Origin of the sequence: Leptolyngbya sp. FACHB-1624, assembly GCF_047649235.1 — a bacterium.
Classification (GTDB): domain Bacteria; phylum Cyanobacteriota; class Cyanobacteriia; order Leptolyngbyales; family Leptolyngbyaceae; genus Leptolyngbya; species Leptolyngbya boryana.
The window spans coordinates 6,167,866-6,184,927 of sequence record NZ_CP180258.1; the positions used below are offsets into that span (position 1 = coordinate 6,167,866).

Sequence of the window (17,062 nt, forward strand, 5' to 3'; positions counted from 1 at the left end):
GTTATCGGGTAGACATCGATCGCAAGGTGTGATCAACTGCGGTTTGAATCAGTTTATCTCCTTGGCTGCAAGCTAGTTCTTCGAGCGTCAATCCAGCCAGTGCGATTAAAATTGCAAGTTTTTCGGATCGAGTTCGATCCTGAGTCAGAATCTGTTGATCAAATCGTTCTAAGTTCTCTGCTGCTTGCTTGACCAAGATTTGCAGGACTCGAAATGCTCCATCAGAGATCTGAGGGGTTCCACGATAATTTTCTAATCTTCCTCCTAGACGATAGACCGGAAAGGCTTCTAATCCAACAAAGCGCAAGAACCAATCTGAACGGTAATACCCAAGGGCTGCAACAATTCCCATGTAGTCTGCAATCAACTCATCAAGGGCATTGTTGCGCATAGAGTTGAAGAAACGTCGAGTGCAGTAGTGAGTACATTCATGCTCTAACCGAATCTGCAAAGAGTAGGCAGTCCATTCCGCTTCTGGAAGACCAAGGTTGGCAGCAGACACACCACTATAATCACCGGGACTCAGGAGAATGAATTGATCCTGATAGTGCGTTTTTCGAGGAATGAGTTGCTGGAATTCGACAAGCCATTCCGTTTCAGTCGTTTGACCGGGATGCTGAGCTTGCCACTGATGTTTGTATCGGTTGACTCGATCCCAATTGTTGTATCCACTTATAATACATGATCCCATCGAAGCTGGAACGAGAACGGGTTCGTTTCGCTTAGCGAGAGCTTGATAGAGGGCAATAAAATCCTCTCGGCACCCAGCCACAATCACCGGAATTGCGCCTGCTAGGGTTGGGTGAATCCACAGTTTCAGGTGGTTTTCAGCTTTTAAATGAAGCGACGATCTCGCAATTTTTGGATCGAGTACCGCACCTTTTCGAGTCACAGATTGGTACTGCTGCGTCGTGCTGATGCCTGCTTGAATGGGAAATTGGAGCTGAACTAATCGAGACTTCAAGGCCGAATAGACTCCCACCCGTTCAGAGTCGCTCACATAGTCTTTCCACGCTTCTATCTGAGGAGCAAAAGCCGAAACATCATTGAGAAATACGTCTAAACAAGCGCTTTCTTGAAGTTGCTCCAGCTTAAAGTGATTTTCATTGTAAGTTAGCAGTTCTTCAACTTCGCTACTGATTGCTCCTGCTGCTTGAAGAATCTCAGTCCGAAATTGCTGTACATTCATTTACACAATCTTTTACTAAACTTGTTACTAAATTCAGCTATGCTTCTCATCGATCGAACTTTATCAAATCCCCTGCTAGCTCGGAAAACGTTTTAACTAATCTTATTGATGACACCATTTGATACTTTTTCACACTTGAGTTGGCAAGGCTTGACATTGAAGACCGTTAAAATTTTGGCAGCAAATGATCGCTGAAATATTGCCGATACAGTTCGCACCGCAAGGTCGCCTGATTATCTTTCACCTTGATCAGCCCCATGCGCTTCAACTTTGTGGTTTCAGTCAGCGTTAAGCTCACTGGATCAGCAGAGACAACTAGTGTTTTCAATGCATTCACTAAATCCGTCTGTCCCTCTAGCAATGCTAGAATTTCTTGCATATGACTATTGTAAAATCCCGCTTCAGTCGGCGCCAACCGCAACAACTCATCGAGAGACAAGTTATCCTGTACGATATGGTAGAGAGCTAAGCGTACTAAGTAAGGATGACCGCCGACCATTTGCGCGAGTTGCTTAGCTTGTGCAATCGTCCAGTCTAATTGATGCCGTTGTGCTAACGTTTCGATTTGCCCGACATTAAATTCCGGCATTTGAATCGGCAAGCCAACATTAATCGATGAGGATTGATGCATTTTCTCTGCAATATAGACATCTGTTGAGTGTACTAGGACAAGCCGCAAATTTTGCCAGATTGAATTCATTTTCGCTTCTTCGTACCAAGCTCGGAGCAAGGCAAAGAAATGATCAGCAGTTTCAGGATAAGGAAACACAGCCTCTAATTCATCTAATGCAAGGACTAAAGGCTGATCCAATTGCGGAAGTAAGTAATTTTCAAAATAGTCTTTACAGCTGATTTTGCTGCCAAAAACCCCATCCCAGTGGTCTTCTAACTTCAAGGGCAATTGCAGCCCCCGCGTCACTCGCGCACAAAACCACTGCAGAAATTGATCCACATCCTGAAGCATTTTACGGTCTACAAGCTGTAGATTCAGTGCAACAGTTTTATAGTTCTGTTCGCGAGCATGGTTTAAAATCCTGGCAAGGAGCGAAGTTTTTCCTGTGTGGCGAGTTCCTTTGATCCGAATCAAGCGTCCTGGCTTTGAAATGGCGTAATAGCAGCAAAATTCGATATTCGGGAAATCGATATAAAAAGGAGAACCCACTTCGACAGGTCCTTCAGGAAATTGCAGTTCCTCGATCACGGGAATTGGCAGCAGTTCAGGAAAGTGGGCCGAAGTATCTGTGCGACGAAGCATCGGAATGGGTGCGATCGCGTCTTGCAAATCAAGTGCTTCGGGTCTTGACTGAGCATATCGCTCGATCGCGGCTCGAAAGGTCTTTTTGTTGACTTCTGCGTCTAGTCCTGAAGATAATAGCTCCCACAATGCAGACCCGACTTTTTTGAGATGCGTATCGGAATAACGGCAAGTTTGCGTCATTTCCTCATAGGTTTGATTCAGCCATGCACTGCGAAAAATGAAGGCATGTAAGGTATTCAAGTTTTGCCCAGTTTTTTGAAAAACTAGGGTATTTGCAAGCGTCAGTGCAACTTCCACATCCATTGAAACGTTTAGGGTTTGTTAAGGGGTAAGCCGAAGTAACGAGAATAAGCAAATTAAACTTCGTAGCAGTTGAAACCGATAGCCTGCTACTTTTGCTTAATGACCAGCAATGTAATGTCATCAAAAATTTTCTGTTGACCAATATGACGGCGCACATCGTCGATCACTGCCTGTCTGATCTCCTGAACAGACAGGCTCCAGTGTTGGCTCACGACCTGACACAATTGATCTAGACCATAGAGTTCATCGGCGAGATTAGCGGCTTCTGTAATTCCATCGGTATAGAGAACTAATCCATCTTCTGACTGTAATTGCACCTCCAGATATGAAACAAATTCACTGATATCTTGCACAAGCCCAATCGGAAAACCCAAATCACCTGTCTTCATTCGTTCGATCGAGCCATTCGCACGAACAATCAGCACTTCTTCATGTTGTCCACTGAGTCTCAATCGCCCCGCTTGATAATCGATTAAAGACAAGGTGAGATTGCGATCGGAGTTCATCCGTTGGACATTCTCATAAATCACTTGATTGAGTGTACTGAGAAATCGAGCCGAATCCTTTTCCTGATTAATCAACAGCGTTCGCACCGCAGTTTGCACCATCAGCATTAGAATCCCGCTCTCTAGTCCATGCCCGGTGACATCACCAATACCGATTTTGACCAAGCCATTGTTTTGCAGCACATCATAGTAATCGCCGCCTACTTCATCAGCAGGTTCCATAAAGCCAGCAATTTCTAAACCTGAAATTTGACTCAGTTCGGCTTCTTTTGGCAAAATAATTCGCTGAAGTTGGCGTGTTACGTCTAGCTCCGCACTCATGCGTAAATTTTCAGACTGCAATCGCTGATTGAGCAGCATAATTTCTTGGTTAGCCTGAGCGAGTTGAGCGGTGCGATCTTCAACTTTTTGTTCCAATGTTCGATAGAATGAAGCGTTTTCTAGCGAAATCGCAGCTTGTGCTGATAGGACATTCAGAACCGTAAGGCGCTCAGGAGTAAAAGTATCCGTTGCGAGCGAATTTTCGAGATAGAGGATACCCATCAAGTTGCCTTGATTCAGAATCGGAGAACAGAGAATTGAACGAGGCTGAGTCTGAAGAATGTAAGGATCAACCGTAAACAGCCCTTCATTTGCGGCATCCCGTAACACGACATTCTCACGGGTTCGCTGCACATAGTTGATGATAGAAAGGGGGATCTGGGCTGCGTTTAAAAGTTGAGCCTGCACTACAATGGCAGGATCGCGATCGATTTGTCCTTCTGCTTCAATCCGCAATTCGTTCCCGTCGGTCAGCAGCAAAGCTCCTTTTTGAGCACCTGCATTCTCGATCGCAAGTTGCAGCAACTTTTCCAGCAGTTGATCCAGCACAATCTCGCCAGAAATCGCTTGAGCAGCTTGAATTACTGTATCTAAATCAAGGGCTTGACCGAGCGAGCGACCGCTGGTTTTGCTCGATCGAGAAATACTGGTGGTCGCGTCAGAAATCGTGCGATCGCGCAGCTGAGGATAGTAGGTATCAAGTTGTGCAACTTTCACAGTTGCACCCCAGCGAAGATAAAGATGCCGCGCTTCTAGAAAATAAGGCTGAGCCAGTTTCTCTTTATTCAGACTGAGAAAGAATTTTGCGGCTAACTCATTTGCCAAAGCCGCTTCGTGGGTATAGTCCTGGGCTTTTGCACCAGCAATTGCACGATCGTAGAACTCGACAGCTTCCGCATACTTCCCTTTGATCCGAAACCACTCCGCTTCAACTAAGTCATAGCGATGCTGATAATTTTCTGGGCAGAACTTTGCCCAGCGTTTTGCCTTACGTTGATGCCTTGCCACTTGCCGCAAATATTTGCGTTGAGCGGCTTTAGAACGTGTCGAGCAGAGTGCCAAACAAGCGAGAGAACTGTAGAAAAATCGGCTCGCATAAGCCGGGGTAACCGGTGCAGATTCTTGCAGAGGTTCTGCAAGTTTGGCGGATTGAAACGCGCCCATATAGTCCCCAGAATAGTAAAGCCAGATCGATCGCGCGATGTACGTGTAAAACGTCGGAATCCCAAGCCGATTCTCGATAAAAACAGGCAGCATTTCATCTTCATTAAACGCAGCTCCGATCAGTCGATCCGGCGCGGCTGCTCCCCCTTGCAAGTTCAACACAAGTTGATGCCAGGGCTGGGTTTGATAGACGATCGCTTCTTGCTTAAATCGCAAAAATTGCGCGATATATTCTTGAAATCCAGCCGCCACATCTGAGAGCGGTTCCCCGACAAGCAACCGATGAATGCAGTAAACCTGAGCCGCGATCGACGCAAACTCCTGATTGCCCAGTTCTAGTCCTTCTTGGTGAGTACTCAGCAAGACAGGCAGAGATAGACGGAGTGGCTCTTTCCAGTGGCGAATGCAGGATTCATACGCCACAATTGTCATCGTGCGATAAATACGATCATTGAAGCGAGATAATATTCGCAAGCTGACCTGGCTAAAGCGGTAAGCCCCATCGATATCTTCTAACCCTGCCCGTAACATCACCCCATAGGCAAGCCCCTGCACAGAAGAGGAGCTAGAACTGCCGTGACGCACCACCAAATTCACCACGCGCAGTGCCAGAATTGCCACGAGCAGAGGGGCAACATTAATCGACGCTAACGCAGCAGACCCTAACAGTTGTACGGCTGCGAGCTTGTACGGATCAGTCATCGGCGGCAGCGCTTCGAGTTGCGCCAGGGAATGCCTGCCCACAATCCAAAAGCGCGTGTGGAGCAATTCTAACCCCACTCTCAACCGACTGGGATTGCGGGGCAAGGGTTCGCCCAAGCGTTTCATTGCACTGACGATCGTATCCAACGCAGCTTGTAAATTATTTTGAGCCGTGTAGGCAGCGGCTCTGGCTTGATAGGCTTTGACGCAATCTAAAACAGTTTTGGCATGATGGATGATTTGCTCGACGAGTCGCTCTGTTTCGGTAAAATCTCCATTTAAATAAGCAGATTCTGCCGCTTCTTCATGCAGCGCTAACATCAATTCATATTGCCGTTTCCAGCTTGTGGGACCTAACAGATCAATCCCCGTCAGCAAATAGCGAATCGCAGTTTCGTAGGCGGCAGAATCTTTGGCTTTTTTGCCTGCTGTGAGATTCAGCGCGGCGAGTTGATCCCGTTGTATTGGATCAGAGATCAAGTTAATACCAATATTCAGTTGATTGACGATGTCAAAGATTCGATCTTCTCGCTTCTCTGGGTCAGTATGAGCAAGAAGCAATTGCCCAATAGCTCGGTGAATTGCCTGTTTTTCAGCTTCTGGAATCAGAGAATAGGCCGCTTGCTGAACGCGATCGTGCAGGAACTTAAACACGATCACTAGATCGTCTGAAACTTGTTCTAAATTGGCAAATTTATAGTTTTCTCCAAGCGGCAAAATCAATCCCTCTTGCACCCCTTGCCGCAGGTCATGAGCTAACATCGCTGGAGAAGATTCAGAAATGATCGCAAGCGTTCTAGAATCAAATTGATTCCCAATACAAGCAGCCAGTTTGAGAGCACGCTGAGTCCGCTCACTCAGTTTTTGCAGCTTACCCGTCATCAACTGCACAATGTTGTCTGGGACTTGTGCAGCACGAAGCTGCACAAGATCCCATTGCCAGCACCCTTGTTGCTCATCGAAGTTCAGCAATCCATCTTCATACAACGATTTGAGAAACTCATTGATAAAGAAAGGATTTCCACCCGTCACTTGTAGAACAACTTCTGCGAGAGGAGCCGCCTGTTCAGAAGAACGATTAAACGTATCCGTAACCAGTTGGGTAATTGTCGTCAGATCGAGCGGAGAAAGCTCAATGCGGCTCGCAATCACATTAGCTTTCTGCATCTCGTTGAGCGCTACGGTTAACGGATGAACCGCATTCACTTCATTACTGCGATACGCCCCGACCAGAAACAAGAATTGACTATCAGGAGCCGTCATCAGTAAACTAATCAGCTTGAGAGATGCAGAATCCGCCCACTGCAAATCATCTAAAAAAATTGCGAGCGGATGTTCTGACTGCGTAAAAACTTTGATGAACTTCTGAAAAACTAAATTAAAGCGATTCTGTGCCTCTCTAGGTCCAAGTTCTGGCGGGAGTATCTGTTTGCCGATAATCAGTTCAACATCGGGGATGACATCAATCACAATCTGCCCATTGTTTCCCAAGGCATTCAGGAGCTGTAATCGCCAGCGATCGATTTGTTCAATGCTTTCGGTCAGCAGTTGGCGAATCAGGTCTTGAAATGCCTGAATCAAAGCTGAATAAGGAACGCTGCGCTGAAACTGATCGTACTTACCTGAAATAAAATACCCTTTCTTCCGAGTAATGGGTTTATGAATTTCGTAGACCAGCGCAGATTTGCCAATGCCAGAATATCCCGAAACGAGCATCAGCTCACTTTTGTGGTGCGCACTGGTGACAACTCGATCGAATCCTGCCAGCAAGATTGAAACTTCTGACTCGCGACCATAGAGCTTTTGAGGAATGTGAAACTTCCCAGATGCATCTTGCTGTCCTAATACAAACGGCGCAATCGGCTGACCTTGCCGCACTTGCTCTAAGCAGTGCTGTAAGTCGGCTTTAATGCCATACGCACTCTGATAGCGATCTTCAGCATTCTTTGCTAGTAGCTTTAAGATGATCTGAGACACCATGACCGGAATCTCAGGTCGAATCAGATGGGGCGGTTCAGGTTGCTTTGCCAGATGACAATGAATTAATTCCATTGCATCTGTCACCGCAAACGGTGGAATACCCGTGAGTAATTCGTACAAAGTCGCGCCCAAAGAGTAGAAATCGGTACGATAGTCCAGCGCTCGATTCATCCGCCCTGTTTGTTCCGGGGACAAATAGGGCAAGGTTCCTTCTAGAACATTGGGGCTGCGAATCGAGGGATTTTCGCGCGAAAGCACTGTGGCATTTCCAAAATCAATCAGCTTCACTTGTTTAGAAGCCAAATTCAGCACAATGTTTGCGGGACTGATATCTTTGTGAATCACATTCGCTGCATGAACCTGGCCGAGAATTTCAGTCAGCGCGATCGCCAATTCCAAAAACTCGACCAGATTAAAGCGACGCTTCTGCATCACTTGATGCAGCGATTCGCCACCAAAATCTTCGAGAACCAGAGCTAACCCATTCTGATGTGGGATCAGATCATAAGCTGCTGCAACACCTGATCCCTTCAGTTGTGTAATGATGTCGTATTCCAGACGATATCGACCCAGTTCTTCTAAACTCGGATATTCCGCCTGCATCACTTTCAAGATCAGGGGTTGCTGATCATCACTTCTCTGCCCTCGGTAGACTAGAGAACGACTGCCTTCGTAGAGTGTTGAAAGCACTTCATAACCCGAGATCATGATCATAGTAGCTTCCGTTAGAACAGAAATTGGGTTCGTAGAACGGTCCCGAAAACAGTCGGATTGTCCTTAAAGTTATTCGCGTTAAAGGTCGCAAAAAACGTCGGCACGATCATAATATTACGATTAATCGGATAAGCATAAGTTGCTTCTACATCGAATTCAGTCCCCCCATCTCCGTTACCTGCGACAAAGAATTGACGACCCGACACAATATCGAACGGCACAACCAACGAAAGCGTACCTAATGCACCTCTGCGTCCTAAATCGGGCAGTGCAACCCCTAACTGAAATGCCTGGACCTTGACCGAGCCACTCTGAACTAGCGGATTCACCGGATCAAGATTCGATCGACTATATGAATAGCGACCGAACAGGGCAAACTTCGGAGAGATTGTCCAATCGAAGTTAAACACAAAGTTGTCGGCGTCAATGTCCTCTAACCCTCCGCCAAATCCATCATCAACAACGCCTCGAATCGAATTCGTTAAGAAAAACGGAAAACTGGGCTGGAAAGGCGAGGAGGTAGGAGGAGGAGCTTGACTGTGAGCGCGCGTGTACAAGAAGCGGAACGTTGCTTGAGGAGTCGGAGAATAGGCAAGCTCTGCCAGAACTGAGTAAGAGCCTTTGAAGATGCCGCGTTGCGGGTTCGGCGCACCGTCTCCACCAAAGTACTGGAGAGAAGCATCATTGCGATTGAGATAACCCGCTTGAAAAACCAGCTTCGGATTGATCTTCCAATTCACAATTGCGCCCGCACCCGATAATCCTCCATTTGCGAGCGTACTCTGATAGGAATTAAGACCGCTGGCTGCATTGACGACATTTGTATAAGGATTCATATCAAAATGTCGGAAGGGGAGAATGCGCGGTCCAACGATCGCACTCACTGAGTCGCTGATCGGAAACTGATACTTTAGTTCAAATAACCCGATGCTATTGGGTGCAAGGGGGTTAACAGGATTAGAGTCTGCATATGGCACTCCAAACGTACTCGAAAAGCCCGCTGAGCTATACACACTAGCAGGCGGACTGCCATTTCCGGCTGCTAGTACAGTCGTTAACAAATCGCGTCCTGTAAAGGAGGACGACAAAATCAGATAAGTTGATTGGCTTAACGTCGCTGAGGGTGAGCGCGTGGTCGTTGTCACGACCGGTTCGAGCCTTCCGGTTGTAGGATTTGGCGCTCTCAAAGCAAAGCGAGCTGCCGGGAGAGCATTGGGGATCGGAATCCCTTCTGCTTTCACATCGCCACTTGCAAAAGCTTGACTGAGATTGAACGAACTCAACACATTTAGGCGCGTCGTTGGAGAAAAGAGTTGAGCTTGCAGAGTATTCGTCCGAGCTTCTAAGCTATCGACTCGCCCTCGCAGGGTGGCGAGTTCTGCTGCAAATTGCTCTTGCATCTTTTGCAGTGCAATGAGATCGTCTTTCTTGACGAGATCTGCGGTTCCTGCTGCGATTAGCTCATTGACTCGATCAAGACAGGCATTGATCCCAGCTGCAAATTCGTAGCGAGTTAAAGCCCGATTGCCCCGATAAGTACGGTCAGGATAACCTGCAATGCAGCCATAGCGCTCCACTAGCGATTGCAGTGCCTGAAATGCCCAATCGGTCGGTTTGACATCTGAAAGCTGAGAAACTGACGTCACTTGATCAACTTCTTCATCTAACTGCGTAAAGGATGAATTCGAGGAGGGATCGTTTTGTTCAGAACTCAAAGGTGCTGCTAGTCCCCGAGGTGCAGATAGCAACACGCCCACGATGATGACAGATGTAAATTTGCCTGCTTTAAACAGCACGCTACTGATTGCCGTGCTAATTATCATTATGACGGATAGTCCTCACACTAAATACTGTTATGCTGGCAATCTCACTGCCACTTGACTTAGATTACAGCTTTATCCGTGAGGAAAGCAATTGTTTAAATTCTGTATTGAATCACTTCTTTCGATCTTCATAGAGGTAGAATTTATCCTAAGTGATTCTGTAGGTCTTGCAAACAGATAAACTACTCTAGATATGTAATCCAAAATACAAATTACACGTTTAGGAGTAGATCTACTTTGGCTGCGTAGTCGTTGAGAGAAACCTTTTACATATAGAAATAATTATGGATCAGCTATCGACTGAAGTAGAAGCTTTATATCAAGAAATTAGTCGGTTAAAACAAGAAAACGCTGACCTAGAGATTTTGCTAGAAAATACAACAGAACACTCGACCCAAATTGAAACCGAGCTGCATGAGAAGAACGAAGAAATGCAGGAATATTTGCGCCACGTTCACGATGTGACAAACGCTTCTGCAGCAGTTGAGAATGGCACTTTTCAGATCGGGATGTTAGACAAAGTAGCACAGCGAGGAGATGAATTGGGACAGCTTGCCCGTGTCTTTCAAAGTATGACCATGCAGATTAAACAGCGGGAGGAAAAGCTGAAACAACAAGTCGAAGAACTGAAGATTGAAATTGATCAATCTAGACTAGCGCAGCAGGTTTCTCAGATTACTCAGACTGAATATTTTCAAGAATTAAAGCAGAAAGTAAAACAACTCAGAAGCTCAAAACAGTCCTGATGCGCCTGATTTTTCTCAAGATAACCCAGCCTATTTCTATTTATTGGATGAGAGAAATGATGTTATGATTTTCCCAACATTAAACGCTAAGGTCAGTAGCAATTGAGGGCTACATAGCATGATTGAAATTCTTGGAGATTTTAATGATCATCTGCCCATGAGTCGGGAATACTTGACGATCGTTTTGTCACCTAGTTCAGCCCCGCTACAACAACGTTGGCATAACAATGGATTATCGGCTGATTTTATGGCAGATTACTTTGCCGCATTTTTTCCGCGCAATCAAGATACGGTTTCAAAAATCAACAGCAAAGTTGAAGTTAAAAGTGCGGTCAGTTTCATTGCAAACGAATTGTTAGAAAACGCAATGAAGTTCAACGATTGCAAAGCCGAATACCCAATTAGTATTACGCTACAATTACATGCCGACAGTCTGATCTTTGTCGCAAAGAACAGCCTTCCTGTCGAATCTGTCGAGGGCTTTCAAGCATTTATCCAAGAAATTCTAGCGGTTGATCCTGCAGAACTTTTAGTCCGCCAGCTAGAAAAAAACGCTGAGGAGGACAATCTAACCAGTTCTGGCTTAGGACTGTTAACAATGTTAAGCGACTATCTAGCAAAAGTAGGCTGGAAATTTGAAACAGTTCAAGAAAACCCGACTATCACTGCAGTCACGACCATGGTTTACTTGATGATGTAATTGACTTCATCCAACAATGTCAGCAGACAGGGAATCCAGAGAGATGGAAATTACGAGTGAGAAATATAGTATCGAGTACGATGAGACGACGAATACAGTTGCCTGTCGCGGAGCATTGCGCCTAGCCGGTATGGAAGATTACGCGCCGATCGTTCAGCTTCTCGATCAAGTCCTGCAATATCAGCCTGCCCAACTGATGCTGAACTTACAAGAACTTGAATTTTTAAATAGTTCTGGGATCAATGTTTTATCAAAATTTGTCTTAAAGGTTCGAGGTCAAGAAAACATGCGGCTCATTGTTCAGGGTTCGACAGCAATTCCCTGGCAAGAACGATCTCTGAAAAATTTGCAGCGCTTAATGCCACAGTTAGAGCTAACTTGGGACTAGCGCGTACATCAGTTTACCTTTTCTTCAGCAATCGACTATCCCGTGTGCAAGTCCTCTTCTGCTGGCTTTGCTAGACCATCATTCTACCCACTCCATCTAATGCTCTAATGCTTCTCAATCATGCGAATTGGATCTTACTGACCGTTTTGCTCTCTTCTCTCTTTACACTAGTTCCTTATCTTATCGATGTGGTTAAAGCAGCGAGGCAACTTCCTCGAATTACAGTTCCTCAAGTAGAAATTTTCTCTAAAACTGAATCCTCTAAAATTTCGGTGATTATTCCAGCGTTTAACGAGGAAGCAAATATTGAAGATTGTATTAAATCAGTTGTGTTTAGTACTCAGCTTTCGGCAGCACAATTAGAGATTTGGATTATCGATGATCAATCGACCGATCGCACTCCAGAAATTCTCCACAGCTTACAGACCCAGCTAGCAGATCCAAGATTAAACATTCTCACCGGACGACCTAGGCCGACCGAGCAGTTCTGGACAGGGAAAAACTGGGCATGTCAGCAAGGAGCAGAAGTCGCAAGTGGAGATTTTCTGCTCTTTATTGATGCTGATGTTCGCTTGAAGCCTCATGCAATTTTGGCGGCAGTGCAAACCGCGATCGCACAATCACTTGACTTTCTTACCTGTATTCCAACTGTAGTCTGCGGCTCATTAGTGGAGTGGTTAGTTCAACCGCTGATGTTTATTAATTTGATGATCAGCTTCAACTTTGGAGGAGTCAAAGACCCAACAACAAAAACGACTTACGCCTTGGGTCCATTTCTCTTATTTCGTCGGTCTGCTTACGATGCCATTGGAATGCACAAAGCTGTGGCTGAGTGTGCAGCTGAAGATGTTGCCCTAGCTCGTCGGATCAAACACAAAGGATTTAAGCTTCGACACTATTTAGGAGACAACCTTGCTTCCTTACGCATGTATCGTAACTGGAGTGCTCTTTGGGAAGGCTGGACAAAGATTTTATATGTTGGCTCACAACGTAGTGTCCCACTGATGCTGCTTTTGGTCATTGTTATGTTGCTAGTTTACACAATCCCTTGGATAGGATTCGCGATCGCAATCGCTCAAGCCTCCCAGCGCCCGCTTCTTGCCAGCTGGATAGGGGTTGGTATCGCAGGACTAGCTATTCTCGTGCAATATCAGATCAGACAGCAGGGATCATCTGCTCTAGGGACATCAACAAAGTACTGGTGGTTACAAGGTATAGGTGGTTTACTGATCTCAGTCTTTGCGATCGCATCTATCATTAAAGCTGAAACGGGCTGGGGCTGGACTTGGCGAGGACGAAAGTTACAGTTAATCAAAAAATAGACTTCTTAGCACATGAGGATTAGGAATCTCGATTATGGCAAAGATTATTTCTGTTCATTCCTATCGTGGTGGGACTGGAAAATCAAATTTAACCTCGAACATTGCTGCAATCATTGCTCGGCATGGCTATCGAGTAGGCATTGTCGATACAGATATTCAGTCTCCTGGAATTCACGTCCTATTTGGCTTCGATGAAACCAGGATCAATCTCGCATTGAATGACTATATTTGGGGAAATACTGCAATCGAGAATACTGCTTACGATGTGACCTCAGTTCTCAACAACAAAGGCACAGAGAACAGCAAGCTTTATCTTGTTCCGTCCAGCGTCAAAGTGAATGATATCGCTCGTGTTTTACGAGAGGGTTATAACGTTGAGATGCTCAATCAAGGCTTTCAGAATTTAATTGAAAAGCTAGACTTAGACTATCTTCTAATCGATACTCACCCTGGTTTGAATGAAGAAACGTTACTGTCGATCGCGATGTCAGACATTTTTGTACTCATTCTGCGTCCTGACCAGCAAGACTATCAAGGCAGTGCCGTCACACTAGATGTTGCTCAGAGGCTAGAAGTTCCTAAAATGCTTTTGGTGGTTAACAAAGTTCCCCAAACTCTTAATTTGGTTCAACTTCGAGAAAAAGTCAGAGAAGCTTACTCCACAGAAGTTGCAGGTATGCTGCCTCACTCAGAAGAGTTGATGACTCTAGCAAGTAATGGCGTTTTTGCGCTTCAATATCCAGAACATGAATTATCTTTGGTGCTGGAAGAGATTGCGACAAAAGTCATTCGTTAGCGTACTAGTAGGCTTGCGGTGGTGTTGAACCTAATTAATTCGGTAAACCCCCAGCTCGGCTGGGGGACTCACAAAGTTTGACAGTTCCGGGAATCTAAGAAAGAGTCTCCTGGCACGAACACAGTGATTCGTGCCAGGAGACTCAAAATGAAAGATATCGGAAGTTTAAGTCATACGAAGTGGGAGTGCAAATATCATGTGGTATTCATTCCCAAGTATCGAAAAAAAGCGTTGTACTACGAGCTACGGCAGTATTTAGGCGAGTTGTTCCGAGAGTTGGCAGCGCAGAAGGAATGTCGGATCGAGGAAGGACATTTGATGAGTGATCATGTGCATATGCTGATCTCGATTCCGCCGAAGTACTCGGTGTCACAAGTGATGGGATACATCAAAGGCAAGAGTGCGATTAACATTGCGAGAACGTATCAGGGGCGGCGGAAGAACTTTACGGGACAACATTTTTGGGCAAGGGGGCACTATGTTTCGACAGTTGGACGGGATGAGGCGTTAGTGCGCCAGTACATCCGGGATCAAGAAAAAGAAGATCAGCGGGTGGATCAATTAAATTTCTTCAACGAGTAGGTCGATTGCCTCCTTCAGGAGGTGCTGAACTGCCGCTTTGAGCGTCTGCACATACGTTAAAGCCTTCGGCTCTGCCGGAGGTTTATTACTACCGCAAACGTTCTCAATCCTGGATCTACAACTGTAGCATATAGTATTACAGTGTTTTGGTTCGGGTGAGTGCGTTGAGAAACTTAGAGTAATCATCGTGGAGATCAAAAGAGTGAAGCCCGAAGTGTTTCGACATTTCTTCACAGACTTTGACTCCCCGAATACTATTCCCGCGCGCATCTAGGCGAGGTGAGAACACTGCAATTCCCAAAAGTTTCGGGACAACTGCGACAATACCACCTCCTACACCGCTCTTTGCAGGAAGCCCTACTCGATATGCCCACTCTCCTGAATAATCGTACATCCCGCAGGTATACATCACACTGAGCACATCTTTAATATATTCAGAGTCTACAGCACGTTCACCGGTGATAGGGTTCACACCATTGTTTGCTAGTGTCGCACCCATGATCGCTAAATCGCGGCAAGTGACCAGAACAGAGCACTGCTTGAAGTACAAATCCAGCATGTCTTCAAGGTTAGCTTCTACCATGCCAAAGTTAAGCATCAGGTGAGCAATCGCTCGGTTGCGATGTCCGGTCGTTCGCTCTGAGGTGTAGACAGACATATCAACCTGAACCTCATGCCCGATATAGCGACGAAACATCTCTAGGACACGGTTGAGTTTATCCGTTGGATTCTCGCCTTTGACTAAACCCGCAGTCGCGATCGCACCGGCATTCACCATGGGATTATAAGGTCGTCCAGACTGTTCATCTAAAATAATCGCATTGAACGAATCGCCTGTAGGTTCAACACCTACTCGACCTAATACAAACTCCCGCCCACAGTCTTCTAGGGTAAGCCCATGCACGAAGGGTTTTGAAGCAGATTGAATGGTAAAAGACTTATGAGTATCACCGACCTCGAAAATTTGCCCATCAACCGTTACAACACAGATGCCAAACAATTCTGGATCCACTTTGGCAAGCTCTGGAATATAGTTAGCAGCCTCGCCCTCTGTGACAGACTTATACTTTGTATGCAGGTCATTCAAGAACCCCTGAAGGGGCGAAGCAACTGCTTTAAAGGGCTGAATCAATGAGTCAAGCTCATCAAAAGCCTTCTGTTTATCGTTATCTTCGGTCACTGCTAAACCACCTTTCTCGTGAGATGTAAGTTGTGTGTTGCCAGAAGCCAATGAACTAATTGTGTCAACACGTAATCCAATCAAAGTGAAATACTAGGAAAAACGAGAGCATTAACTTGTACTGCATGAAAAGAAGAATGATGAGGGTTGTCAGCCAGGGATGAATTGTTTAATCTATCTACGAATTATGTAAGCGATGGAGAGTGAATGCTGAAGTAAGCTAGGTAATAATTTGTGCTGTGGCTTGTCTGAGCTGATCTGTATAAGGATGATGAGGATATTCCAGACAGAAAATACCGCTACTTGCTAATTGAATCATTTCCTCACAAACTGGAAAGACACCTGCAACGGGAACCTGAAATGTAGTTGAAATTTGTTCCTTCACATCTTCGGGATTATAGGACGGTAAGACTTTATTAATCACGAGGACGGTTTTTGGCGCATCGAGTTTACGGGCAACCTGAAGCGTAACAGCGGTGCCCTGAAAGTCTTGGCGATCGGGGCGGAGAATGATCACTAATACGTCAGAAATTGCTACGGAGAGTAAGGTTTCTTTATTTAAACCAGGGTGTGTGTCAATAAAGAGGTAACTTAACTGAAGTTCTTTACACAGAGTGCGTAATCCATCGTTCAGCAGGGTAACGCTGTATCCTTCGTTTAAGATGCGAGCGATTTCACCTGCTTTGATGCTTGATGGAATTAAGTAAACCGAACCATTGGATTGAGCGATTTCAGGAGGGGTGACATCGTAGGAAGCTTCGGCAATGGTGCATCGCTCCCAAAGATAATCATTCAACGATCGCTGAATTGCCTGCTCATCCATGCCAAACAGAACGTGAATCCCAGGCGATTGAATATCGGTGTCCACGATCGCAACTCGATTTCCCTGAGATGCCGCAAGGACTGCAAGATTGGCCGTGAGATTCGATTTTCCTGTGCCTCCCCGAAATGAATGAACAGAAATAACCTTGACCATGCGCATTCTCCTTTGGATGCATCTGCTCACGTTCCCACTTCAATACTTAATCCAACGAGGATTCATTGAAGTTTTTCAATGATTTCTTAGCAAGGGAACCCCTTGAAATTTATTTCTTTAAAGCAAGGATATTCTGTCGTCTGGAATACACTTTGTCCCCACTGTTTATCCTGATGCACGTTAATTTTCTTAGCGATCTTTCAAGCGCTGGCTCTCTTACTGTAAGTCATTGAAATCATCGAGATCTGCGTCAGTTTCTTCTCCTAAGACAAATAGGTCAGCTAAGGTCCATTTCTGATCAAGCCATAAATTTTGTGGAGGCCATAAATTTTGTGGAGGTTAGATGTTGCATATTCTTTCAAGCGCTTGCTTTCCTGCCTTGAGTTCTTGAATGAAATCGAACGCCTACTCC

Annotated in this window: 12 protein-coding genes; 6 read left to right on the forward strand and 6 right to left on the reverse strand. The window is 45.6% G+C overall.

The genetic code is table 11. The annotated features are described in order from the left end of the window. Position 1: 1 nt before the first annotated feature. The 4 genes from ACMUEV_RS29315 to ACMUEV_RS29330 all read right to left on the reverse strand — a co-directional run bounded on the left by ACMUEV_RS29315 (position 2) and on the right by ACMUEV_RS29330 (position 9,960). Complete coding sequence (locus ACMUEV_RS29315; protein ID WP_190650271.1) at positions 2–1,189, reverse strand: DUF7005 family protein; 1,188 nt, start codon at positions 1,187–1,189, stop codon at positions 2–4. A gap of 166 nt (positions 1,190–1,355) precedes the next feature. Beyond that, positions 1,356–2,750 carry an AAA-like domain-containing protein gene (locus ACMUEV_RS29320; protein ID WP_190650270.1) on the reverse strand — a complete coding sequence of 465 codons (1,395 nt, stop codon included), beginning with the start codon at positions 2,748–2,750 and terminating at the stop codon, positions 1,356–1,358. Positions 2,751–2,836: 86 nt separating this feature from the next. After that, positions 2,837–8,137, reverse strand: coding sequence for an AAA family ATPase (locus ACMUEV_RS29325; RefSeq protein ID WP_190650268.1), 5,301 nt, complete (start codon positions 8,135–8,137; stop codon positions 2,837–2,839). Between the two features lie 11 nt (positions 8,138–8,148). Beyond that, positions 8,149–9,960, reverse strand: a complete 1,812-nt coding sequence (locus ACMUEV_RS29330; protein ID WP_190650266.1) for an iron uptake porin — start codon at positions 9,958–9,960, stop codon at positions 8,149–8,151. A 284-nt stretch (positions 9,961–10,244) separates the two neighbouring features. Between ACMUEV_RS29330 and ACMUEV_RS29335 the strand changes: the two genes are divergently transcribed. The 6 genes from ACMUEV_RS29335 (at position 10,245) to tnpA (ending at position 14,494) form a co-directional block, all read left to right on the forward strand. After that, on the forward strand, positions 10,245–10,706 hold the full coding sequence (locus ACMUEV_RS29335; RefSeq protein ID WP_190650264.1) for a histidine kinase: 462 nt from the start codon (positions 10,245–10,247) through the stop codon (positions 10,704–10,706). Positions 10,707–10,824: 118 nt separating this feature from the next. Beyond that, positions 10,825–11,406 carry a slr1658 superfamily regulator gene (locus ACMUEV_RS29340; RefSeq protein WP_190650262.1) on the forward strand — a complete coding sequence of 194 codons (582 nt, stop codon included), beginning with the start codon at positions 10,825–10,827 and terminating at the stop codon, positions 11,404–11,406. 43 nt (positions 11,407–11,449) lie between these two features. Beyond that, positions 11,450–11,794: a slr1659 superfamily regulator gene (locus ACMUEV_RS29345; RefSeq protein ID WP_190650358.1), complete on the forward strand. Its 345-nt coding sequence runs from the start codon at positions 11,450–11,452 to the stop codon at positions 11,792–11,794. Between the two features lie 107 nt (positions 11,795–11,901). Next, on the forward strand, positions 11,902–13,116 hold the full coding sequence (locus ACMUEV_RS29350) for a glycosyltransferase (protein ID WP_190650260.1): 1,215 nt from the start codon (positions 11,902–11,904) through the stop codon (positions 13,114–13,116). A gap of 34 nt (positions 13,117–13,150) precedes the next feature. Next, a complete protein-coding gene (locus ACMUEV_RS29355) occupies positions 13,151–13,912 on the forward strand; it encodes a MinD/ParA family protein (protein ID WP_190650258.1) in 762 nt (253 codons plus the stop codon). 147 nt (positions 13,913–14,059) lie between these two features. Continuing rightward, on the forward strand, positions 14,060–14,494 hold the full coding sequence (gene tnpA / locus ACMUEV_RS29360; protein WP_190650257.1) for an IS200/IS605 family transposase: 435 nt from the start codon (positions 14,060–14,062) through the stop codon (positions 14,492–14,494). Between the two features lie 136 nt (positions 14,495–14,630). On the opposite strand, the gene glsA is transcribed toward tnpA, so the two are convergent. Together glsA and ACMUEV_RS29370 are read right to left on the reverse strand one after the other, a co-directional pair. Next, positions 14,631–15,674: a glutaminase A gene (gene glsA / locus ACMUEV_RS29365; protein WP_415354715.1), complete on the reverse strand. Its 1,044-nt coding sequence runs from the start codon at positions 15,672–15,674 to the stop codon at positions 14,631–14,633. 220 nt (positions 15,675–15,894) lie between these two features. Further along, a complete protein-coding gene (locus ACMUEV_RS29370) occupies positions 15,895–16,650 on the reverse strand; it encodes a MinD/ParA family protein (RefSeq protein WP_190650256.1) in 756 nt (251 codons plus the stop codon). Positions 16,651–17,062 lie beyond the last annotated feature (412 nt).